The 22,250-nt window shown below is 73.1% G+C and carries 16 protein-coding genes; 13 read left to right on the forward strand and 3 right to left on the reverse strand.

From position 1 onward, the window contains the following. Positions 1–195: 195 nt before the first annotated feature. From AC3CH1_RS15855 to sucD, 7 genes are all read left to right on the forward strand, one after another. Positions 196–1,320 carry an ATP-binding protein gene (locus AC3CH1_RS15855; RefSeq protein ID WP_488463538.1) on the forward strand — a complete coding sequence of 375 codons (1,125 nt, stop codon included), beginning with the start codon at positions 196–198 and terminating at the stop codon, positions 1,318–1,320. Continuing rightward, positions 1,317–3,872 carry a DUF5682 family protein gene (locus tag AC3CH1_RS15860; protein WP_488463539.1) on the forward strand — a complete coding sequence of 852 codons (2,556 nt, stop codon included), beginning with the start codon at positions 1,317–1,319 and terminating at the stop codon, positions 3,870–3,872. Before AC3CH1_RS15855 ends, AC3CH1_RS15860 begins: the two co-directional genes overlap by 4 nt. Next, on the forward strand, positions 3,869–5,308 hold the full coding sequence (locus AC3CH1_RS15865) for a VWA domain-containing protein (protein WP_488463540.1): 1,440 nt from the start codon (positions 3,869–3,871) through the stop codon (positions 5,306–5,308). The genes AC3CH1_RS15860 and AC3CH1_RS15865 overlap by 4 nt, the downstream gene beginning before the upstream one ends. A 100-nt stretch (positions 5,309–5,408) precedes the next feature. Beyond that, a complete protein-coding gene (locus AC3CH1_RS15870) occupies positions 5,409–6,482 on the forward strand; it encodes a hypothetical protein (RefSeq protein ID WP_488463541.1) in 1,074 nt (357 codons plus the stop codon). 105 nt (positions 6,483–6,587) lie between these two features. After that, positions 6,588–7,589: a hypothetical protein gene (locus AC3CH1_RS15875; RefSeq protein WP_488463542.1), complete on the forward strand. Its 1,002-nt coding sequence runs from the start codon at positions 6,588–6,590 to the stop codon at positions 7,587–7,589. Between the two features lie 433 nt (positions 7,590–8,022). Continuing rightward, positions 8,023–9,204: an ADP-forming succinate--CoA ligase subunit beta gene (sucC, locus tag AC3CH1_RS15880; RefSeq protein ID WP_488463543.1), complete on the forward strand. Its 1,182-nt coding sequence runs from the start codon at positions 8,023–8,025 to the stop codon at positions 9,202–9,204. A 21-nt stretch (positions 9,205–9,225) separates the two neighbouring features. Continuing rightward, on the forward strand, positions 9,226–10,110 hold the full coding sequence (gene sucD / locus AC3CH1_RS15885) for a succinate--CoA ligase subunit alpha (protein ID WP_018955930.1): 885 nt from the start codon (positions 9,226–9,228) through the stop codon (positions 10,108–10,110). Positions 10,111–10,318: 208 nt separating this feature from the next. Here the strand turns inward: sucD and AC3CH1_RS15890 are convergent, their stop codons facing one another. Next, positions 10,319–11,680: a helix-turn-helix domain-containing protein gene (locus tag AC3CH1_RS15890; protein WP_488463544.1), complete on the reverse strand. Its 1,362-nt coding sequence runs from the start codon at positions 11,678–11,680 to the stop codon at positions 10,319–10,321. A 126-nt stretch (positions 11,681–11,806) separates the two neighbouring features. Here AC3CH1_RS15890 and AC3CH1_RS15895 point away from each other — a divergent pair, with 126 nt between their 5' ends. Further along, entirely contained in the window at positions 11,807–13,525 is a 1,719-nt protein-coding gene (locus AC3CH1_RS15895) for a cell division protein PerM (RefSeq protein ID WP_488464408.1), read from the forward strand. A 187-nt stretch (positions 13,526–13,712) separates the two neighbouring features. Here AC3CH1_RS15895 and AC3CH1_RS15900 read toward each other — a convergent pair whose 3' ends face one another. Continuing rightward, entirely contained in the window at positions 13,713–14,738 is a 1,026-nt protein-coding gene (locus tag AC3CH1_RS15900) for a hypothetical protein (protein ID WP_488463545.1), read from the reverse strand. 261 nt (positions 14,739–14,999) lie between these two features. On the opposite strand from AC3CH1_RS15900, the gene purN reads away from it, so the two are divergent. The 3 genes from purN (at position 15,000) to AC3CH1_RS15915 (ending at position 18,987) form a co-directional block, all read left to right on the forward strand. Further along, the gene (gene purN / locus AC3CH1_RS15905) at positions 15,000–15,656 is read left to right on the forward strand and encodes a phosphoribosylglycinamide formyltransferase (protein WP_488463546.1); all 657 of its coding nucleotides are present in this window, start codon (positions 15,000–15,002) and stop codon (positions 15,654–15,656) included. Next, on the forward strand, positions 15,643–17,196 hold the full coding sequence (gene purH, locus AC3CH1_RS15910) for a bifunctional phosphoribosylaminoimidazolecarboxamide formyltransferase/IMP cyclohydrolase (RefSeq protein WP_488463547.1): 1,554 nt from the start codon (positions 15,643–15,645) through the stop codon (positions 17,194–17,196). The genes purN and purH overlap by 14 nt, the downstream gene beginning before the upstream one ends. A gap of 255 nt (positions 17,197–17,451) precedes the next feature. Continuing rightward, positions 17,452–18,987: a DUF2079 domain-containing protein gene (locus AC3CH1_RS15915; RefSeq protein WP_488463548.1), complete on the forward strand. Its 1,536-nt coding sequence runs from the start codon at positions 17,452–17,454 to the stop codon at positions 18,985–18,987. A gap of 213 nt (positions 18,988–19,200) precedes the next feature. On the opposite strand, the gene AC3CH1_RS15920 is transcribed toward AC3CH1_RS15915, so the two are convergent. Next, on the reverse strand, positions 19,201–19,839 hold the full coding sequence (locus AC3CH1_RS15920) for an RDD family protein (RefSeq protein WP_488463549.1): 639 nt from the start codon (positions 19,837–19,839) through the stop codon (positions 19,201–19,203). 220 nt (positions 19,840–20,059) lie between these two features. On the opposite strand from AC3CH1_RS15920, the gene AC3CH1_RS15925 reads away from it, so the two are divergent. Together AC3CH1_RS15925 and AC3CH1_RS15930 are read left to right on the forward strand one after the other, a co-directional pair. Further along, positions 20,060–20,941, forward strand: coding sequence for a bifunctional methylenetetrahydrofolate dehydrogenase/methenyltetrahydrofolate cyclohydrolase (locus tag AC3CH1_RS15925; RefSeq protein ID WP_215107657.1), 882 nt, complete (start codon positions 20,060–20,062; stop codon positions 20,939–20,941). A 23-nt stretch (positions 20,942–20,964) separates the two neighbouring features. Further along, positions 20,965–21,660 (forward strand): DUF3017 domain-containing protein, encoded by a 696-nt coding sequence (locus AC3CH1_RS15930; protein WP_488463550.1) that lies wholly within the window; start codon positions 20,965–20,967, stop codon positions 21,658–21,660. The last annotated feature ends 590 nt before the right edge of the window (positions 21,661–22,250 follow it).

The following is a 22,250-nucleotide window of genomic DNA, read 5'->3' on the forward strand; positions in this document are numbered from 1 at the left end:
ACCGGCTGACCGCTGACTGGCCGAGCGGCTGGCCGGTCGAGCGCCTGAGTGACTGGTCGAGCGCGGGACCGGCGGGGGCGGCGGGGTTGGTCCCGCGCACCTCCCAACGGGTCCTGACCTGCGGTCAGGGCCCGTTGTCAGTGGCATGGTGCACGGTGGGAACCAGATCAGGTCGAACGATCTGGAGGGGGATCCATGACCGTGTCCGAAACCACCGCGGCCGTCGAGCCGGAGGCGGGCGCCGAGGTGCTCCGCCCGCACGCCGAGGACGCGTTCGCCGACGAGCTGAAGGCGCTCGCAGCCGCCGACGACCGCACGAGGCCCGCCCGTTGGCGGCTGTCGCCCTGGGCCGTCGCCACCTATCTGCAGGGCGGGACCCTGCCGGACGGCACGGTGATCACGCCGAAGTACGTGGGCCCGCGCCGCCTGGTCGAGGTGGCCGTGACGACGCTCGCCACCGACCGTGCGCTGCTCCTGCTCGGCGTCCCCGGTACGGCCAAGACCTGGGTGTCCGAGCATCTCGCCGCCGCCGTCAGCGGCGACTCGACCCTGCTCGTGCAGGGCACGGCGGGTACGCCCGAGGAAGCCGTCCGCTACGGATGGAACTACGCCCAACTGCTCGCCCACGGCCCCAGCCGCGACGCCCTGGTGCCCAGTCCGCTGATGCGGGCGATGTCCGAGGGCATGACCGCCCGGGTCGAGGAGCTGACCCGCATCCCCGCCGACGTGCAGGACTCGCTCATCACGATCCTGTCCGAGAAGACGCTCCCCGTCCCCGAGCTGGGGCAGGAGGTCCAGGCCGTCCGTGGGTTCAACCTCATCGCCACGGCCAACGACCGGGACCGCGGCGTCAACGAGCTGTCCAGCGCGCTGCGCCGACGTTTCAACACCGTCGTGCTGCCCCTGCCCGCCACCCCGGACGCCGAGGTCGACATCGTGTCCCGGCGCGTCGACCAGATCGGCCGCTCGCTCGACCTGCCCGCGGCGCCGGAGGGGCTGACCGAGATCCGCCGCGTGGTGACGGTCTTCCGCGAACTGCGCGACGGAGTGACCACCGACGGGCGCACCAAGCTCAAGTCCCCCTCCGGCACGCTCTCCACGGCGGAGGCGATCTCCGTCGTCACCAACGGTCTCGCACTCGCCGCCCACTTCGGCGACGGCGTCCTGCGTCCCGGCGACGTCGCGGCCGGCATCCTCGGCGCGGTCGTCCGGGACCCGGCGGCGGACCGGGTGGTGTGGCAGGAGTATCTGGAGACCGTGGTCCGCGAGCGGGACGGCTGGAAGGACTTCTACCGCGCCTGCCGCGAGGTATCCGCATGACGAGCCCCCACGGGACGGCGACCGGAGCGCCCCCCACGGCCGGGACGGCAGCCACGACCGGGACGGCAGCGGTGACCGGGGCCCCGGCCGCCACCGTTGCGGGCGGGCCGGGGCCCCGCGTGGCCGCCGGGCCCTGGCTCCTGGGGGTGCGGCATCACGGCCCCGGGTCGGCCCGCGCGGTCCTCGCCGCGCTCGCGGCGACCCGTCCGGCCGCCGTCCTCATCGAGGGGCCGCCCGAGGGCGACGCGCTGCTGCCCCTCGCCGCCGACCCGCGGATGCGTCCCCCCGTCGCGTTGCTCGCGCACGCCGTGGACGACCCGGGGCGGGCCTCCTTCTGGCCGATGGCCGCGTTCTCGCCCGAGTGGGTGGCCATCCGCTGGGCTCTCGACCACGACGTCCCGGTCCGCTTCATCGACCTCCCCGCCGCCCACTCCCTCGCGCTCAAGGAACCCGCGCCGGGCATCGGGAGCGAGGAGTCGGCGGCGGGGGAGCGGGCCGAGGAAGAAGCCAAGCCGGTCGTCGACCCGATCCGGGTCCTCGCCGAGACCGCCGGATACGACGATCCCGAACGCTGGTGGGAGGACGTCGTCGAGCACCGCTCACCCACCGGAGCGACGCCCGGCGCAGCGACGCCCATCGCAGCGACACGCACCGGAGCGACACCCACCGGCGGTCCGCCCGGAGCCACGGTGCACGAGAGCGCCGGGGACGAGGTGAGCGACGGGGGCGACGCGCTCGCCCCGTTCGTCGCCCTGGCGGAGGCCATGAGCGCTCTCCGCGAGGCGTACGGCGACGGCGGGCAGCCCCGGGACGCGGTGCGCGAGGCGTACATGCGGATCCAGTTGCGTACCGCGCGCAAGGAGTTCGGGGACGACGTCGCCGTCGTCTGCGGCGCCTGGCACGTTCCCGCCCTCGCCGCGCGGACCACCCTCGCCGCCGACCGCGCCCTGCTCAAGGGCCTCCCGAAGGTCAAGGCCGACCTCACCTGGGTGCCCTGGACCCACCGCAGGCTCGCCCGGCACAGCGGATACGGGGCGGGAATCGACTCGCCGGGCTGGTACGGGCACCTCTTCGACGTCGCCGACCGGCCGATCGAGCGATGGATGACCAAGGTCGCCGGACTGCTGCGCGAGGAGGACCGGTTCGTCTCCACCGCCCATGTCATCGAGGCCGTCCGACTCGCCGAGACCCTCGCCGCCCTCCGGGGCCGCCCGCTGGCCGGCCTCGGCGAGACGACCGACGCGGTGCGGGCCGTCATGTGCGAGGGCTCCGACGTCCCGCTCGCCCTCGTCCGGGACCGGCTGATCGTCGGCGAGACCCTCGGCGAGGTGCCGGATACCGCCCCTGCCGTCCCGCTGCAACGGGACCTGACCCGCAGCCAGCGCACCCTCCGGCTCAAGCCGGAGGCGTCGGAACGCGAGCTGGACCTCGACCTCCGCAAGGAGACCGACGCCGCCCGTAGCCGCCTCCTGCACCGGCTGCGCCTCCTCGACGTCGGCTGGGGCGACCCGGTCGAGGGCCGGGGCAGCACCGGCACCTTCCGGGAGAGCTGGCGGCTGAGCTGGGAACCGGAACTGCACGTCCGGGTCGCCGAGGCGGGCGTGTGGGGTACCACCGTGCTCACCGCCGCCACCGCGAAGGCCGAGGCGGGGGCCGTGGCGGCGGCCGCGCTGGCGGACGTCACCGCACTCGCCGAGCACTGCCTCCTGGCCAGACTGCCCGACGCGCTGCCCGTCGTGATGCGGGCCCTCGCCGACCGGGCCGCGCTCGACGCGGACGTCGGCCACCTCGCGGACGCGCTGCCCGCCCTGGCACGCTCCCTGCGGTACGGCGACGTGCGCTCCACGGACACGGCGGCGCTCGCGGAGGTCGCCGCCGGACTCGCCGAGCGGATCTGCGTCGGTCTGCCGCCCGCCTGCACCGGCCTCGACGGCGACGGGGCGGAGGCGCTGCGCCGTCAGGTGGAGGCCGTGCACGGTGCGATCGGACTCCTGCTCGCCGGAACGGCCCCCGCCCAAGGACTGCGCGAGCGCTGGGACGCCGTTCTGCGCAAGCTGGCGGCCCGGGTCACGGTCGCCGGGGTCATCCGGGGCCGGGCCACCCGGCTGCTCCTGGACGAGGGACGGCTGGCCGAGGACGAGGCGGCCCGGCTGATGGGCCTGGCGCTCTCGCCAGGAACGCCGCCCGCCGACGCCGCCGCGTGGATCGAGGGGTTCGTCGGCGGAGCGTCGGGCGGCGGCATGCTGCTGGTCCACGACGAGCGGCTGCTCGGCCTCGTCGACGCCTGGCTGACCGGTGTCCCCGCCGAGATGTTCACCGACGTGCTGCCGCTGCTGCGCCGCACGTTCTCCGCGTACGACCCGGGCGTACGGCGCACCCTGGGCGAGCTGGTCCGGCGCGGGCCCGTCCACGAGGGCACCCGCCGGGACGACGCCGCCCGGGCGCCCGGGGGCTTCGGACCCGGTCTCGACCGGGCCAGGGCCGATGCGGTGGAGCCGGTGCTGCGCCTGCTGATCGGCCGCCCCCCGGAGCCCGAGGAGGCAGCGGGATGACGACGACCACGACGGACCCGGGCGCGACCGACCGCAGGGCGACGGGCCCGGGCGCGATCGCCCACGGCGCGACGGGCCCGAGCATGACAGGCCACGGCGCGATAGACCCGGGCACGACAGGCCAGGGCGCGACGGACCAGGGCACGAGGGGCCACGGCCAGACGGACCCGACGGACCTGACGGGGGAGACGATGGAACGGACGACGGCGCAGGACTCCGGGACGGCATGGCCCCCCGCCCCGGCCGTGCCCGACGCCGAGCGGCTGCGGCGCTGGCGGATGGTGCTCGGCGCGGACAGTGCCGACGGCACCGCGCGCACCCTCACCGGCCAGGACGCCGCGATGGACGGTGCGTTGGAGGCGCTGTACGGCGGGGGCGCGGGGAAGAGGCCCGGCGGCCGGGGCTCCGGTGGCCGTTCGGCGGGTCTCGGCGCGTCGGCGCCCTCCGTCGCCCGCTGGCTCGGCGACATCCGGACCTATTTCCCCAGCTCCGTGGTCCAGGTGATGCAGCGCGACGCGATCGACCGGCTCGGCCTGGCGGCCCTGCTCCTCGAACCGGAGATGCTGGAGGCGGTCGAGGCGGACGTCCACCTCGTCGGCACCCTGCTCTCCCTCAACAAGGCGATGCCCGAGACGACGAAGGAGACCGCGCGCGCTGTGGTCCGCAAGGTCGTCGAGGACCTGGAGAGGCGTCTGGAGAGCCGTACCAGGGCCACCCTGACCGGCGCCCTGGACCGCTCGGCGCGCATCAGCCGGCCCCGCCACCGGGACATCGACTGGAACCGCACCATCCGGGCCAACCTCAAGAACTACCTCCCCGTCCCGGGGGCCGACGGCGCGCCGCCGACGGGCACGATCGTTCCCGAGCGCCTCATCGGCCACGGGCGCGCCTCCCGGTCCGCCAAGAAGGACATCGTCCTGTGCATCGACCAGTCGGGCTCGATGGCCGCGTCGGTCGTCTACGCCTCGGTCTTCGGTGCGGTGCTCGCCTCCATGCGCACCCTCTCGACCCGGCTCGTCGTCTTCGACACGGCGGTCGTCGACCTCACGGACCGGCTCGACGACCCGGTCGACGTCCTCTTCGGCACCCAACTCGGCGGCGGCACCGACATCAACCGGGCGCTCGCCTACTGCCAGTCGAAGATCACCCGCCCCTCGGACACCGTCGTCGTCCTCGTCAGCGACCTCTACGAGGGCGGCATACGCGACGAGATGCTCAAGCGGGTCGCCGCGATGAAGGCTTCCGGCGTGCAGTTCGTGACGCTGCTCGCGCTCTCCGACGAGGGCGCACCCGCGTACGACCACGAGCACGCGGCAGCCCTCGGGGCGCTGGGCGCACCGGCGTTCGCCTGTACGCCGGATCTCTTCCCGGACGTCATGGCGGCGGCGATCGAGAAGAGGCCACTGCCCATACCGGACAAGGAGACCCAACAGTAACGGGGGACTTGCGCGCCCCCCATGGGCTCGTGCAAGCATCGACCCGTCATTCGCGGAGGGGCGCATTCCGCCACCCGTGCACCAGAGAGGATCCACCGAGGTGACCGCAACCGCCGCTGCTCGCGCAGCCGTCGATCCGCGCCCGGCGCGGGGTACGGCGGGGCGTCGCGCGGTACAGGCGGTGCTGTTCCTCGGCGGGCTGCTGGCCCTGGGTCTCCTCGCGGGCGGACACGCGGAAGCGCGGGAGCGTCCGGGCCCGGGCCCGCTCACCACCTCCGTGGCGGACGCCGCGCCGGGCGCCGCGCTGGAGGGGGCAGTCCCTGAGGCCGCAGCCCGTACGGCAGCCGAACCGGCGGCCGAGCCGGTGGTCAGGACGCTGATCAAGCCGGTCGAGCGGGCCGCCCGGCAACAGGCCGCACAGCAGCGGACCGTACAGAAGCGGACCGTACAGAAGGCCCCTGCGGAACCTGTAGCGGAATCCGCCGGGGAACCGGCCGCCGAACCCGCGGCCTCCGCCGACGTCCTTGCCTCCGCCAGCACCCTTGCCCGCGCCGAGGCCCTTGCCTCCACCGTTTCCCCTGGCGCCACTGCCTCCCTGGCCTCCACTGCCCGTGCGCCCGCTCGCCTCCGTGACGCCGTGGTCGTGGGCGCGGTAGGCACCGTGGACCGGATCGCCGGGGAGGTGCGGCCGTTGGTGCCGCCCCTGCCGGGGCTTCCCCCGCTCTTCTCCGTGCTCCCCGTGCCCGGTGGTGGGCCCGAAATACCCGGTGCTCCGTCACCTTCCGCGCCGGACACCGACCGTGGGGCGGGGAGCGGCACGGCGGCGCCCGCCGACGCCGCGGCGGACGCCTCTGCCGAGCCCGCGGCCGGCCACGTCCGGAGCATCGCCGACCAGAGCTCCGCCCCGGCCGTGCCGGACGTATCCGAAGCGTCGGACAGCGGGCGTGCGCCGGTCCCCGAGCCCACGCCGGCTCCGGGCCGTGCGCCGCTCGGTCCCTGCGGCGACCTCGTGCGTACGGCGGTGGCCGACGGCCAGGGGCCGCGCGGCGGCGACCCGCACGCGGTCCGTGCCCCGAGTGGTCCGTTCACCGCGCCCGTCCGGGGAGCGGGCCTCCCGGCGACCGCCGCCCCGATACCCGACAGATCCGGCGAGATCCTCGAATTCCCCGGCTAGGGCAGGCCGTTCCCCGCCTCGACCTGCCGCGCGGGGGCGGAACAGGTCTGCCCGCGTCCGGAGTTCTCCGGACCGCCGAACATCTTCGAAGGATCTGACACACCCATGCACAAGAACATGCGCCGATCCATAGCCGTCGCCGCCACCGCCACCGGTATGTGGGCGCTCGGCACCGCCGCGGCGAGCGCGGACGAGCTGCCCGTGTCCGTACCGCTCTCCACCCCGGACCTGGCGGCCGAGGCCCCCGACGCGACGGAGATCGTCGAGGACGTCACCGACACCAAGGTCCTCAAGGACGCCAAGGTCCTCACGGACGCAAGGGCCGTCGACGGCCTTGGCGGCCCCGACGGAGTCAAGGGCACGCTGACGGAGGCCGGGAGCAAGGCCGCCGGTGCGGCCGACGTACGGGACGGCCTCCCGTCACAGGTGCGTGCGCCGCAGGTCCCGGAGCTCGGCGACGTACAGCAGGTGCCCGGGGCCGAGCGGCTTCCCGCCGCGCCGGCCGACGAGATCGACTACCTCTTCGGGCCGATCGAGCAGATCCCCGGCTACGCGCAGAACCAGGCGCCGGCCGCCGTCCAGGAGGCGCTGGCCGAGGCGGGGCCCGTGGTCGGGCAGACGTCCGACTCGGTTCTGCCGCCGCTCGCCGCGGGTGCGGTCGGCGTCGCGGTCCCGGTCGTCGGGCAGGCGGTCGGCGACGTCGGCACGCTTGCCCAGGGTGTCGTCGGCAAGGTCGCGCCGTTCGCCCAGGGTGTCGTCGGCGACGCCGCCGCACCCTTCGTGCAGGGCGTCACGACCGAGGTCCAGCCGCTGGCGGCCGGTGCCACGGGTGCGGCCCTGCCGTTCGCCGGGGGCGTCGCCTCCGAGGTGGCACCGCTCGCCGAGGGGCTGACCGGTGACGCGGTCGCGCCGTTCGCGCAGGGGGTCACCACCCGGGTGCAGCCGCTGGCCGAGGGCGTCGGGGCGCAGGCCCGGCCGTTCGCGGGCGGTCTGGCGGACAGGGTCAGCGAGGACGCCCGTCCCGCCGTCGATCACGCGGGCGCCGACGTCCAGGGCGTCACCTCCGTCGCCCCGTCCTTCGCGACGGACGCGCTGCCCGCGCTCTGAGAAGCCTCTCCGAGAAGCTCTCTCCGAGAAACCCTCGCCAAGAAGCCCTCTCGGAGGAGTCGGCTCTGAGGAGTCGGCCCTGAGATGTCCGACGAGGGCGAACGTCGCGGGCTGAGAAGCCGCGCGGTATCACCACATCGGAGTACCCGGCCCAGGGGGCCCGGGCCGGGCACTTCGGTGCCGACCAGCCTCTTCCGACTCCCGGCCGACCCCGCCCGGGAGCCGGAGGGGCCACCCCCTGTGACCGTTATCACCGCTCAGGTGTGATCTGCGATTTAGGGTCACACGGAGCGCGGGGATAACCTGCCGGATGGACATGCCGCGTACTCGGACACCGTGTACGCCTTCCTTGTGACCGCGCAGTCACGTTGCCCATCGCGGCACGCCCACGCAGAAGAACGAACCGCGATACCACTAAAAGGGACGGACGCGCGTGGACCTGTTCGAGTACCAGGCGAGGGACCTCTTCGCCAAGCACGGTGTACCGGTGCTGGCCGGTGAAGTGATCGACACGCCTGAGGCAGCCCGCGAGGCGACCGAGAAGCTGGGCGGCAAGTCTGTCGTCAAGGCGCAGGTGAAGGTCGGTGGCCGAGGCAAGGCCGGCGGCGTCAAGCTGGCGGCCGACCCCGACGAGGCGGTCGCCCGGGCGACCGACATTCTCGGTATGGACATCAAGGGCCACACGGTCCACAAGGTGATGATCGCCGAGCTGTCCCCGGAGATCGAGGCGGAGTACTACGTCTCGTACCTCCTCGACCGCACCAACCGCACCTTCCTGGCCATGGCCTCGGTGCAGGGCGGCATGGACATCGAGGAGGTCGCGGAGAAGACCCCCGAGGCCCTCGCGAAGGTCCCCGTCAACGCCGTCGACGGGGTCGACATCGTCAAGGCCCGCGAGATCGTGGCCCTGGCGAAGTTCCCGGCCGACGTGGCCGAGGGTGTCGCCGAGGCCCTGGTGACCCTGTGGGACACCTTCGTCGCCGAGGACGCGCTCCTCGTCGAGGTCAACCCGCTGGTCAAGACCAAGGACGGCCGGATCCTGGCCCTGGACGGCAAGGTGTCTCTCGACGAGAACGCCGACTTCCGTCAGCCGGATCACGAGGCGCTCGAGGACAAGGCCGCAGCCAACCCGCTCGAGGCTGCCGCCAAGGCCAAGAACCTCAACTACGTCAAGCTCGACGGCGAGGTCGGCATCATCGGCAACGGCGCCGGTCTGGTCATGTCGACCCTGGACGTCGTCGCGTACGCCGGTGAGAACCACGGCAACGTGAAGCCCGCCAACTTCCTCGACATCGGTGGCGGCGCCTCCGCAGAGGTCATGGCGAACGGCCTGGAGATCATCCTCGGCGACCCGGACGTCAAGTCCGTCTTCGTCAACGTCTTCGGTGGCATCACCGCCTGTGACGAGGTCGCCAACGGCATCGTGCAGGCGCTCGCGCTGCTCGAGTCCAAGGGCGAGAAGGTCGAGAAGCCGCTGGTCGTGCGTCTCGACGGCAACAACGCGGAGCTGGGTCGCAAGATCCTTTCCGACGCCAACCACCCGCTCGTGCAGCGTGTGGACACCATGGACGGCGCGGCCGACAAGGCCGCCGAGCTCGCCGCGGCTGCGAAGTAAGGAAGAGGGACTCAGACCACCATGGCTATCTTCCTCACCAAGGACAGCAAGGTCATCGTCCAGGGGATGACCGGCGCGACGGGCATGAAGCACACCAAGCTCATGCTCGCCGACGGCACCAACATCGTCGGCGGCGTGAACCCGCGCAAGGCCGGCACCTCCGTCGACTTCGACGGCACCGAGGTACCGGTCTTCGGCTCCGTCGCCGAGGCGATGGAGAAGACCGGCGCGAACGTGTCCGTCCTCTTCGTGCCGCCGGCCTTCTCCAAGGCCGCCGTCGTCGAGGCGATCGACGCCGAGATCCCGCTCGCCGTCGTGATCACCGAGGGCATCGCCGTCCACGACTCGGCCGCCTTCTGGGCGTACGCCGGCGCGAAGGGCAACAAGACCCGGATCATCGGCCCGAACTGCCCGGGTCTCATCACCCCCGGCCAGTCCAACGCCGGCATCATCCCGGGCGACATCACCAAGCCCGGCCGCATCGGTCTCGTGTCGAAGTCCGGCACGCTGACCTACCAGATGATGTACGAGCTCCGTGACATCGGCTTCTCGTCCGCCGTCGGCATCGGTGGCGACCCGGTCATCGGCACCACGCACATCGACGCCCTCGCGGCGTTCGAGGCGGACCCGGAGACCGACCTCATCGTGATGATCGGCGAGATCGGCGGCGACGCCGAGGAGCGTGCCGCCGACTTCATCGCGAAGAACGTCACCAAGCCGGTCGTCGGTTACGTCGCGGGCTTCACCGCCCCGGAGGGCAAGACCATGGGCCACGCCGGCGCCATCGTCTCCGGCTCCTCGGGCACCGCCCAGGCGAAGAAGGAGGCCCTTGAGGCCGCCGGCGTCAAGGTCGGCAAGACGCCGACCGAGACCGCCAAGCTGGCGCGCGAGATCCTCGGCGCCTGACGCAGTCGGTCAGGCGGCGGAGACACGCTGCGAACGGCCCGGGCCCGCACTCCCTGCATCACAGGGGGTGCGGGCCCGGGCCGTTCGCGTACGCGTACGCGCCTGGCGTTCGTACGCGCCTGGCGTTCGTACGCGCCCGCCGTTCGCGTACGCGCCCGCCGTCCGGGTGACGGCTCAGTCCGCGTGACAGCTCAGTCCGCGTGACAGCTCACCGGAGCTGCGGAATCAGCCGCTCCGGACCGTGCGACAGCTGTTCGCGCAGCGACTTCTGGAGCTTCAGATCCTGGGCGGTGAGCTTCTGTGGACCACCGCGCGGCGGTACGCCCCCGACCCGCTCGGCGGGGGCGATCGGCGGCTCGTAGTGAGTGGGCGCGGTGTGCAGGGTCAGTCCGGTCACGGCGATGAGCAGCGCGACCCCCGCGATGGCGGCCCGGGTCCACAGCCTGGCCTTGTCCTCGCTTCCGGTGCGCACGGCACGGGCCGGCCGCGGTACGGGGACGTGCTCGGCGCGCGCGAGCCCGCCGAGCCGTTCGTGCAGCAGGGCCGACTGCTCGGCGGGCGAGCCGACGGCCGCGAGTTCGGGGAGTCGCTCGGCGACGGCGGCGCGGGCGGTCATCAGACGGCCCGCCGCGGCCGGGGTGCTGGCCTCCGTCTCGGCCGCGGTCTCCGGGAGGTCCAGGCCGACCCCGTCGTACAGGAGGAGCGTGCGCCGGTAGGCCGGGGGCAGGTCGAGCAGCGCGTCGAACAGCGCCTGCTTCCCCGGTTCCGTGGGCGCGGCGTCGGGATGCCGGTGCGCGCGGCGCAGCCGGTGCCAGGGGGACATCGCGTACTCGTACGCCGCCGCGCGCACCCAGCCGGCCGGGTCGCGGTCGACGGCCACCTCCGGCCAGCGGTGCCAGGCGAGTTGGAAGGCACGCTCGACGGACTCGGCGGCCAGGGCGCGGCGGCCGGTCAGCAGATAGGCCTGCCGGACGAGGCCGGGGGCGGTCCGGGCGTACAGCTCGTCGAACGCCTCGCCGGGGGAGAGACGCCGCTCGCCGACCGCCTCCGCTCCCTCCCGCTCGCCCTCCCTCTCGCCCTCGCCCTCAGCCTCGCCCTCAGCCTTCGCCTCCGTGGCCGCCACCACCGGCTCGTGTACCTCCGGAGGGGCTTCGGGAGGGGCTTGGGGTGTGGGCTCCTGCGCTGCCGCGGCCACAGGCACAGCCCCTGGTGGCGTCGTGGTCGGCGCGTCCGGTCCGGAGGTGGGAGCCGCCGGTTCGGGGGTGGGTGCGTCCGGTCCGGAGGTGGGAGCCGCCGGTTCGGGAGTGGGTGCGTCCGGTTCGGGGGTGGGAGCCGCCGGTTCGGGGGTGGGTGCGTCCGGTTCGGGAGCGATGAGCTTCGCGTACAGCGCGCGCTTGCGTCCGCGCGGGCTCGTGCGGCCCGTCTCCCAGGAGCGCACGGTGGCGCGCGTGACGCCGACCGCCGCCGCTACCTGCTCCTCGCTCAGCGATTTCGCCTCGCGCAGTCTGCGGCGCTCCTTGGGGGAGGGCAGCTGCGGTGCGGCGGCCTCGTCGGTCGCGCTCCGGGTCATGGACGACCCCCGACAGCGCCGCACTGAGTGAAAAAGTACATAAACGTATATTGGGCGACACAACGGCTGTTCGCGTGTTACGCGGAATAAGCGCGTGTCGTTGGCAGCATGGGCCGCGTGACCCAAATGACGCACCGCAGCCCGAAGGCGACGGTCGACCGGAACCGCACCCTGGCCCTGGCCTCCGCTTTGGTGCGGGGAGCCGTCGCCGCCGGGCTCGGCCTCGGGTCGCTGACGGTGCTGGTCATGGTGTTGTGGATCAGCTCCCCGTATCCCGACAGCGGGCCGGGCGGTGCGCTGCGCGCGGCGGCCGGGGTCTGGCTGCTCGCGCACGGCGCGGGGCTCGTGCGGCCCGACACCCTGAGCGGCGCTCCCGCCCCCGTCTCCCTGGTGCCGCTGCTGCTCGTGGTGGGACCGATCTGGCTGGCGCACCGCGCGGCGCGCGATGCGGCGGAGGCGGAGGAGGGTCGGCCCAGGCCTTCGCAGGCGGGCGCGTTCTGCGCGGTGACGGCGGGATACCTGCTGGTCGTGGCGGGGGCGGCGGCCGGTGCGCGGGGCGGTTCGCTGCGCCCGGACCCGGACACGCTGGTGTTCCCGGTGGCGCTGGTGGTGGCCGGTGCCGTGGCGGCCGGGGTGTGGACGGCGGCCGGCCGGCCACTCGGGCCCCTGCCGTCCTGGTCTCCCCTGGTGCTTCAGGAGGCGATCGTGCGGACAGTCTTCCGGGACCGGGCGGAGGCGGCGTGCCGGTCGGCGGCGGTGGGCGTGGCGGTGCTGCTCGGGGGTGGTGCGCTGCTGGTCGCGGTGGCGCTCGGGCGGAACGCGGGGGCGGCGCAGGAGGCGTTCCTGGGGCTCGCGGGCGACTGGTCGGGGCGGTTCGCCGTGCTCCTGCTGGCCGCCTCGCTCGTGCCGAACGCCGCACTGTGGGGAGCTTCGTACGGGCTCGGGCCCGGCTTCTCGCTCGGTACGGGAGCCACCGCCACCCCGCTGGGCCTCGACGGGACTCCGGTGGCGCCCCATTTCCCCCTGCTGGCGGCCGTGCCGGACCAGGGGCCGGGTTCCCTGCTGAGCGGGGCGGCCCTGGTGGTGCCGGTGGCGGCCGCGCTGGCGGTCGCCTGGTTCACCGCCCGCAGGGCCGCGCCCGCCGACGCGCCCCGCGCTCAGATGTGGAGCCGGCGCGAGACGGTGCTGGTGACGCTGCTCGCCGCCCTGGCCTGCGGTGCCGCGACGGGGCTGCTCATGGCGGTGGCCGGCGGACCGCTCGGCACCGAGGCGCTGAGGGAGTTCGGCCCGGTGTGGTGGCTGGCCGGGCCGGCGGCACTGGCGTGGACGGCGGGCATCGGCGTACCTGCGGTCCTGCTGCTGCGGCTGTGGCGCCTGCGCACCCCGGGCTGGGCCTGGCGCAGGGACGTACCGGAAGCGGACGAGCCCTCGGGGACAGCGCCGACGCCGACACCGACACCGACGAAAGCGACAGCGACAGCGAATGCGACGGCGCCCGACGAGAAGACGGGGACCGGGGCGCAGGCAGCCGTCGGGTGTCCGAGCCGCTGGTGGGCACCGTGGCGCGGGCGGGGAAGGGCGGGGGGCGCTGTGCAGGACCGTTCCGCCGCGTCCGCCGTTCCGGCCCCCGGGACGGGCCCCGAAACGGCCTCCGGTGCTCTGCTCGGCGGGGCCGGGCCGGGGGTGGGGAGGGGCGAGGCGGGGTTCGAGCCGTACGACTTCCTGCCGACCGACCCGTGGCACGAGAAGGACCGGCACGAGAAAGACCGGCGCGAGAAAGACCGGCGCGAGAAAGACCGGCACGAGAGGGACCGGCGCGAGAAAGACCGGTCTGAGAAGGACTAGCACGAGAAAGACTTCAGGGAGGCCCGTTGGGCCTCCCTGAAGCGGGGGTCCGGCGGCCTGATGGCCGACTTTCCCGCTGGTCCCGCCGACCCCGCTGATCAGGCCGGCCCCGCCGATTCCGCCGATTCCGCTGATGCCGCCGGTTTCGCCGCAGGCCGGCCCGCGCCGGAAGCGGACCGCCCGGGGCCTACTCCTTGACGCCGAAGAACGGCTCCAGCGGCTCCGGCAGCTGGTCGTTGCAGGACAGCGCGCCCGTCTTGGTCAGGGCGTCGTTCACGCAGGTGTAGTAGTCGCGGTAGACGAGCTGCACGGTGAACGTGGTCGCCACGATGAGCAGCGCCAGCAGGGCGGTCACCAGTCCGCTCACCGCCGCCGTGGTCTGTTGCCTGCTGCTGACGTTCGGCGGCGTGGCGGGCGCGGGCGCGGTGCGCGAGGCTCCGGAGACATCGCCCGCCGTGGCCCTCGTCCCGGTCCCCGCTGCGGTCCCGGCCGCTCCCGTGCCGTCCGCCGCCGTGCGGTCCGTCGCGGAGGCGCTCTTCATCGGGGTGCGGAGCGCGCTGATCGCCCAGTACGTCGAGAGCGCGCCCAGGAGGAGGGCGAGCTCCGAGAGGTCGAAGAGGGCGAAGAAGAAGGCCCACATACCGCCGAGCACCGCGTAGCGGGCGCGCCGCTGCGCGGGGTCCTTGGGGTCCCAGCGCAGCCCGCCCGGACCGCCCCGTTCGGATCCGCCCTTGCCTCCCGGGCCGCCGGAGCCGTTCCCGCCGGGGCGGCCGCCGAAGCCGCCGTTGCCCCGGCCGGGCTGTTTGCTGCTCCACTGGCTGCCCCACGACGGGCGACCCCCGGCGGAGCCGTCCCCCTCGGGCCCACCGTTCCCGTCCGAACCGTTCGACCCATTCGACCCGTCGGACCCGGCGGGGCGGCGCGGCTGCCACGGCTGGTCCGGACGGTCCACGGGCGGCGCGGCGAACGGGTTGTCCTCCTGCGGCTTCGCGCCGGTGCCGGAGGCCGGTGCGGATCCCGAGGAGGAATCCGGCGAGGAGTGACCCGGGGACGAGGAGGGCCCCTGAGACGAAGGGTCCGGGGACGAGGAGCCCGGGGACGGGGAGTCCGGGGACGAGGGGTCCGGCGAAGAGGGCAGGCGTTCCCGCATCAGGGGAGCGGACCGCTCGGGCAGGGGGAAGCGGAAGGCGGTGCGACGGCGTCGGTCCGGCATGTGGTGAACGTCTTCCCCATCTCGTCATGTCCGCCCGTAGGACGGTTCGTCCGCCCGGTGGACGGCTCGCTGTCCCCTGACGCTACCTCCCGGTCACGCCCCCGTCCCGTGGGGGCCGTCGGGTGTGCCGGTATCGTTGCTGACGGTCGGCCCGTTCGTAGGGTTCCCCGTATCGGGCGAAGCGATACTTTCGTACGACCCTACAAAGAGCATGCCGCACCTGCGTCACCCTGCGGTCATCACGTGAGAAAGGGCCCCGACGTGGCCTCCCCGCCCCCCTCCGCCTCTCCTGCCCGGCTGGTCGTGCTGGTCTCCGGATCCGGTACGAATCTCCAGGCACTGCTCGACGCCATCGGCGACGACCCGGCGGCGTACGGGGCACGGATCGTCGCCGTCGGCGCGGACCGCGACGGGACCGGTGGCGTGGAGCGCGCGGAGCGGGCCGGAATCCCCACGTTCGTGTGCAAGGTCAAGGACCACGCGACCCGCGCCGACTGGGACGAGGCGCTCGCCGCGCAGGTCGCCGCGCACCGCCCGGACCTCGTCGTCTCCGCCGGTTTCATGAAGATCGTCGGTCCGGCGTTCCTCGCCGAGTTCGGCGGCCGGACCGTCAACACCCACCCCGCCCTGCTGCCCAATTTCCCCGGCGCCCACGGAGTGCGTGACGCACTCGCGTACGGCGTCAAGGTCACGGGCTGCACCGTCCACTTCGTCGACGACGGCGTCGACACCGGTCCGATCATCGCGCAGGGCGTGGTCGAGGTGACCGAGGAGGACACCCCGGAGGGCGAAGCCGCCCTTCACGAACGCATCAAGGAAGTCGAGCGCTCGCTGCTCGTCGAGGCCGTGGGGCGGATCGCCCGTGACGGCTATCGCATTGAGGGACGAAAGGTTCATCTCGGTCATGTCGGTGAATAAGCCCATCCGCCGCGCTCTGGTCAGTGTCTACGACAAGGCGGGGCTCGAAGACCTCGCCCGCGGTCTGCACGAGGCGGGCGTCGAGCTCGTCTCCACCGGCTCCACCGCCGGGCGGATCGCCGCCGCCGGGGTGCCGGTCACCAAGGTCGAGGAGCTCACCGGCTTCCCCGAGTGCCTGGACGGCCGGGTCAAGACGCTGCACCCCCGCGTCCACGCCGGCATCCTCGCCGACCTCCGTCTCGACTCCCACCGCGAGCAGCTCGCCGAGCTCGGCGTCGAGCCGTTCGACCTGGTCGTGGTGAACCTCTACCCGTTCAAGGAGACCGTCGCCTCGGGCGCCTCCGACGACGAGTGCGTCGAGCAGATCGACATCGGCGGCCCCTCGATGGTCCGCGCCGCCGCCAAGAACCACCCCTCCGTCGCCGTCGTCACCAGCCCCGCGCGGTACGCCGACGTCCTCGCGGCCGTGAAGGCCGGCGGCTTCGACCTCACCGCCCGCAAGCGGCTGGCCGGTGAGGCCTTCCAGCACACCGCCGCCTACGACGTCGCTGTCGCCTCCTGGTTCGCGGCCGACTACGCCGCCGACGGCGACTCGGGCCTCCCCGAGTTCCTCGGCGACACCTTCACGCGCAAGAACGTCCTGCGCTACGGCGAGAACCCGCACCAGCCCGCCGCGCTCTACACCTCCGGCGACGGCGGTCTCGCCGAGGCCGAGCAGCTGCACGGCAAGGAGATGTCCTACAACAACTACACGGACACCGACGCCGCCCGCCGAGCCGCCTACGACCACGCCGAGCCGTGCGTCGCGATCATCAAGCACGCCAACCCGTGCGGCATCGCCATCGCCGACGACGTCGCGACCGCGCACCGCAACGCGCACGCCTGCGACCCGCTCTCCGCGTTCGGCGGCGTCATCGCCGTCAACCGCCCCGTGACCGTCGAGATGGCCGAGCAGGTCGCGGAGATCTTCACCGAGGTCATCGTCGCCCCGGCGTACGAGGACGGCGCCGTCGAGGTGCTGGCCCGCAAGAAGAACATCCGCGTGCTGCTCGCCCCCGAGGCCCCGGCCGCGGCGTTCGAGGTCAAGGCCATCGACGGCGGCGCGCTCCTCCAGGTCGCCGACCGCCTCCAGGCCGACGGCGACGACCCGGCCAACTGGACGCTCGCCACCGGCGACGCGCTCTCCGAGGCCGAGCTGAAGGAGCTGGCCTTCGCCTGGAGGGCGAGCCGCGCCGTCAAGTCCAACGCGATTCTCCTCGCCAAGGGCGGCGCCTCGGTCGGCGTCGGCATGGGCCAGGTCAACCGGGTCGACTCCGCGAAGCTCGCCGTCGAGCGGGCGGGCGCGGAGCGGGCAGCCGGTTCGTACGCCGCGTCCGACGCGTTCTTCCCGTTCCCCGACGGTCTGGAGATCCTCACGGCCGCCGGCGTCAAGGCCGTCGCCCAGCCGGGCGGTTCCGTCCGCGACGAGCTGGTGATCGAGGCCGCGAAGAAGGCCGGCGTGACCATGTACTTCACGGGCACGCGCCACTTCTTCCACTGACCGGGACGAGTGGCCGGGACCACTGACAGGGACAAGTGGCCGGGACCACTGGCCCGGGCACCTCGCCGGGACCGCTGCCCCGGACCACGGACCCGGACCTCTTCCACCGGTTCGCCGATCCGGCCCGACCCGACCCGACCCGTCCCGAGGCCGCACCCCGACACGGGTGCGGCCTCGGCCGGTCCGTCGTGCGGAATCGGCTGGCCGCTCTGTTCTAATGAACGGCCGTGGAAATCCCTAGCGGGGGCAGTCACCGTGCTTGAGCTGAACAAGAGTGGAACGGACCGGTCGGGACCGGGACGCCTGCCCGCCCAGGGCCCGGGGCCGGACGCCCGTCCGGCCGACGACGCGCCGCTTACGAGCGGCGGCGACGCCGCCGCCGAACGCGTACCCCTGCGCCCGTACCTCGTCGCCGGCGCGATCCTGTGCGCGCTCTACTTCCTCTACGCGTACTTCCAGTACAGCCGCTTCGGCTCGCCCTCCTGGGACCTGGGGATCTTCGAGCAGGAGGTCCGGGCGTACGCCGGACTCGACGCCCCGGTCGTCGACATCAAGGGTCCCGGCTATCTGATCCTCGGCGACCACTTCTCCCCGATCGTGGCGCTGCTGGCCCCGCTGTACTGGCTCTGGCCGTCGGCCGAGTCCCTGCTGTTCGCGCAGGCCGCGCTGTTCGCGCTGGGAGCGGTCATCGTCGGCCGCACCACCCAGCAGCTCCTCGGCGGGCGCTCGGGGCTCTGCGTCACCGTCGCGTACGGGCTTTCCTGGGGCATCCAGGAAGCGGTGAAGGCCGACTTCCACGAGATCGCGTTCGCCGTACCGCTGCTGGCCCTCGTCTGCCGGGCCCTGCTTCTGAAGCGGTACACGGCCGCGCTCCTGTGGTCGCTCCCCCTGGTCCTGGTCAAGGAGGACCTGGGCGCCACCGTTGCGGTCGTCGGCTTCCTGCTCTTCGTGTACGGCCGCCGCCTCCAGGGCGCGCTGCTCGCCGCCTTCGGGGTCGCCGCCTTCGTCGTCACGCTCATGGTCCTCATCCCGGCGGCCAGCAGCGCGGGCACCTACGACTACTGGAAGAAGATCGACAAGAACGGTGAGCAGGACGTCTCCATGCTGGACTCCGTCCTCGGCGTCCTCAACTCGTCCGTCAAGATCGAGATGCTGGTCTTCCTGGTCGGCATCACCGCGTTCATGGCGCTGCGTTCACCGCTGACGCTGCTGATCGTGCCCACGCTCGGCTGGCGGCTGCTCTCGCAGGACAGCAACCACTGGGGCATGGTCTGGCACTACAGCGCGATCCTCATGCCGGTGCTCTTCCTCGCACTGGCCGACGGCGTCCGCCGCAGCCGCGACTCGCACCGGCCCTGGCTCGCCTCGTACGCGAAGGTCGCCGTGCCCGTCGCCGCCGCGATCGCCGTGGCGATGACCCAGCACCTGCCGCTGCGCGACCTGCTGCGCCCGGAGACCTACCGCACCGACGACGCCCGCAGCCAGGCGGCCCGGGCGGCGCTCGACGCCATCCCGGCCGGGGCGCGGGTCGAGACGGACATCACGCTGATGGCCCACCTCACCTCGGACCGCACCGTCTACTGGGTCGGCGGAGCCCCGGGCACCGCACCCGACATCGTCGCCATCAATCTGGACTTCGGCTGGTCCCGTCCGATCCAGGACCCGGTGGCGTACGCCCAGCAGCTGCACCCCGAGGCGTCCTACCGGCTCAAGCACCGGGGCGGCAGCTTCGTGGTGATGGAGCGCACGTCACCGGAGCCGGCGGAGATCCCGGGCGTCCGGGGCGGCTGACCGCGACCCGGGGTGACCGACCGCGACCCGGGGGGACTGACCCCGACCCGGGGTGACCGACCGCGACCCGGGTCGACTGACCGCGACCCGGGTCGATGGGCAGCGGCCCCGGGCCGGCTACGCGCGAAGGCCGCACCCGTTCACCGGGTGCGGCCTTCGTACGTGCGAGGTGCTGCGCTGGATCAGATGATCGGATCGACCCGACCAGGTGGATCAGTTGGCCTTGACGACCACCGACGAGCAGACCTTGTCCGCGAACGTCTGCTTCTTCGCGTCCCACAGCGGCCACAGCCAGCCGATGTAGCAGGCGAGGCTGTCCAGGAAGTGGGCCAGGCGGCGCACGAAGGCCATGCCGAAGCCCAGCGGGCGGCCGTCGGCCTCGCGCAGCAGGCGGATGCCCACGGCCTTCTTGCCGATCGTCTGGCCGGTGGTGCCCTCCTGGTACAGCTGCCAGATGGCCACGGCGAGGAGGCCGATGAAGCCGACGGCGCTGAGGATCATGCCGAAGGAGTCGCCGACTCCGCCGCCGATGATGACCAGGATGTACGGGACCATCATGACGAGCCCGTCGACGATCAGTCCGCCGAACCGCAGCCCCCAGTGGGCCAGTTCCGGCATGCCGCCCTGGCCGGGCTGCTGCGGGTAGCCGCCGCCGTAGGGCTGGCCCGGCTGCTGCGGGTAGCCGGGCTGCTGGGGGTACCCCGGCTGCTGCTGCGGGTAGCCGTAGCCCTGCGGCGGGACACCCTGCGGAGCCTGCTGCGGGTAACCGTAACCGGGCTGTCCCTGCGGCGGGCCCTGGGGCGGCTGGCCGGGCTGCTGCCCGTACGGGTTGTTCGGGTCGCCGAAGCTCATAAGGGGTGTTCCTTCAACAGACGTGTGGGGACGAGATGGCCACACGGAGGAAGGACATCGATCAGCGGCCCGCCCCCCGTACAACCGCGACCTTCATCGTTATAAGCGGAACATATGTTTGTCCAGTCCGGAGTCCCGGATGTTGTGCAAGTGCAATGTGCGGTACGGGGGCGGCACCGGCAATTGGTATGCGGGCGGGGTCATCCGCGAGGATGGGCGCATGACTGCCCAGATTCTCGATGGCAAGGCCACCGCTGCCGCGATCAAATCCGATCTGACCGTCCGTGTGGCGGCCCTCAAGGCCCAGGGGATCACTCCCGGCCTCGGAACCCTGCTCGTCGGGGACGACCCGGGCAGCCGGTGGTACGTCAACGGCAAGCACCGTGACTGCGCCCAGGTCGGCATCGGCTCCATCCAGCGCGAACTTCCCGACACCGCCACGCAGGAGGAGATCGAGGACGTCGTCCGGGAGCTCAACGCCAACCCCGAGTGCACCGGTTACATCGTCCAGCTGCCGCTGCCCAAGGGCATCGACACCAACCGGATCCTGGAACTGATGGACCCGGAGAAGGACGCCGACGGGCTGCACCCGATGAGCCTCGGCCGCCTCGTCCTCAACGAGACCGGCCCGCTGCCCTGCACCCCGCAGGGCGTCGTCCAGCTGCTGCGCGCGCACGGCGTGGAGATCAACGGGGCGCACGTCGTGGTCGTCGGACGCGGTGTCACCATCGGCCGGTCGATCCCGCTGCTGCTGACCCGCAAGTCGGAGAACGCCACGGTGACCCAGTGCCACACCGGCACCCGGGACCTCTCCTCCCACCTGCGGCAGGCCGACATCATCGTCGCCGCCGCGGGGGTGCAGCACCTGATCAAGCCGGAGGACGTGAAGCCGGGCGCGGCCGTGCTCGACGTCGGCGTCAGCCGGGACGCGGACGGCAAGATCGTCGGCGATGTGCACCCGGGGGTCCGTGAGGTGGCCGCCTGGGTCGCCCCGAATCCCGGGGGCGTCGGCCCGATGACCCGCGCGCAGCTGCTGGTCAACGTGGTCGAGGCCGCCGAGCGGGCCGCCGCCGAGGCCGCCGACGCCGCGGCAACGGGCTGACGGCCGGATCCGGAGGGAACCCCATGGGTGCTGGTACGAGTCCGGCCGACCCCGCCCCGGCCGGCCGGGCGGCGGACGAGCCGCGCGAACCGGACGAGCGGGAAGAGCGGACCGGGTCCACCAGGGCCACCGGGCCGGGCCCGGCCCCGGGCCCGGTCGCGGACGTCACAAACGCGACGGCTCAGGGCCCGGACACTGCCGCGTCCACGGACACTGCCAAGTCCACGGACACGGACACGGACACGGACACGGACACGGCCCCGGACACGGACACGGCCCCGGGCGGGGCCGCCGGGGCCGACGCGGCCGACAGCCGCCCCCGTCGGTCGAGGCGGTTCCCGCGGTTCACCCGGGACACGGCCCGGCCCGAGGGCGGCGGCAGGGCCGCCTCCGGCGACGCGCCCGCCCCGGCCCGGCAGTGGCCGCTGCTCACCGTGCTCTGCGCGGCGGGCCTCGGACTGCTGATCGTGGTGCTCGACCCGTTCGACCAGGCGTTCCGCATCGGCACGATCCTGATCGGCGGCGCGCTGATCGCCGGTGCCGTGCTGCGCTGGGTGGTGCCCTCGGTCGGGATGCTGGCGGTACGTTCCCGCTTCACCGACCTGGTCACGTACGGGCTGATGGGCACGCTGATCGTGCTGCTCGCGCTCGTCGCACAACCCAATCCGTGGCTCGACGTCCCGATCCTGGAGGACGCGGTCCGCTTCACGATCCGCTAGGCCCTGTCGTCGACTGCCGTTGTCGCCCGTCGCCCGTCGCTCTTCGGGCGACAACGGCAGTCCGACGACAGGATTTTGCAGGCATCTGTCCCGATTCCGCCGACGGGCGCCCCGTCCCGAAACAGGTCCGTGGTGCCCGTCCCCACCCCCGAGGAGGGACGGACACCACGGCGGAACAGGGCAACCGGGCAGGAAGCCCCGGTATGCGGCGAGATGGGCGGCCTTGCCCCGTCCCGACTCCAGCGTCATGGACGAGGAGGACCGGAACAAGCGCTCACTGTGGCCTGTGGCACGGAAGTGACCATTCCGGCACGGTGTGATCGCCGCGCAACGATGGCAGACTGGCACGGCGCACAGAGCGGCGCGGAGCAGGCGGAGCAGTGGCCGGCGCGGACTTCGGGGTGCGTGGGAACACACGCACCCCGTCCCGAACGCTTCCGTGCGCCTCCTCGTCAGGAACTGACACCCTGGCTCCGCGCATCCTCGTGGGTAGTCCAGCTGACGGTTCGGTCCGGACCGGGCGGCGGCGGACGGGCCGGGGGCGCGCGGACCGGGGGACCGGCCGTAGCGGGGCACAGCAATGACGTCCG

The organism is Streptomyces sp. MGP-P1, assembly GCF_057766565.1.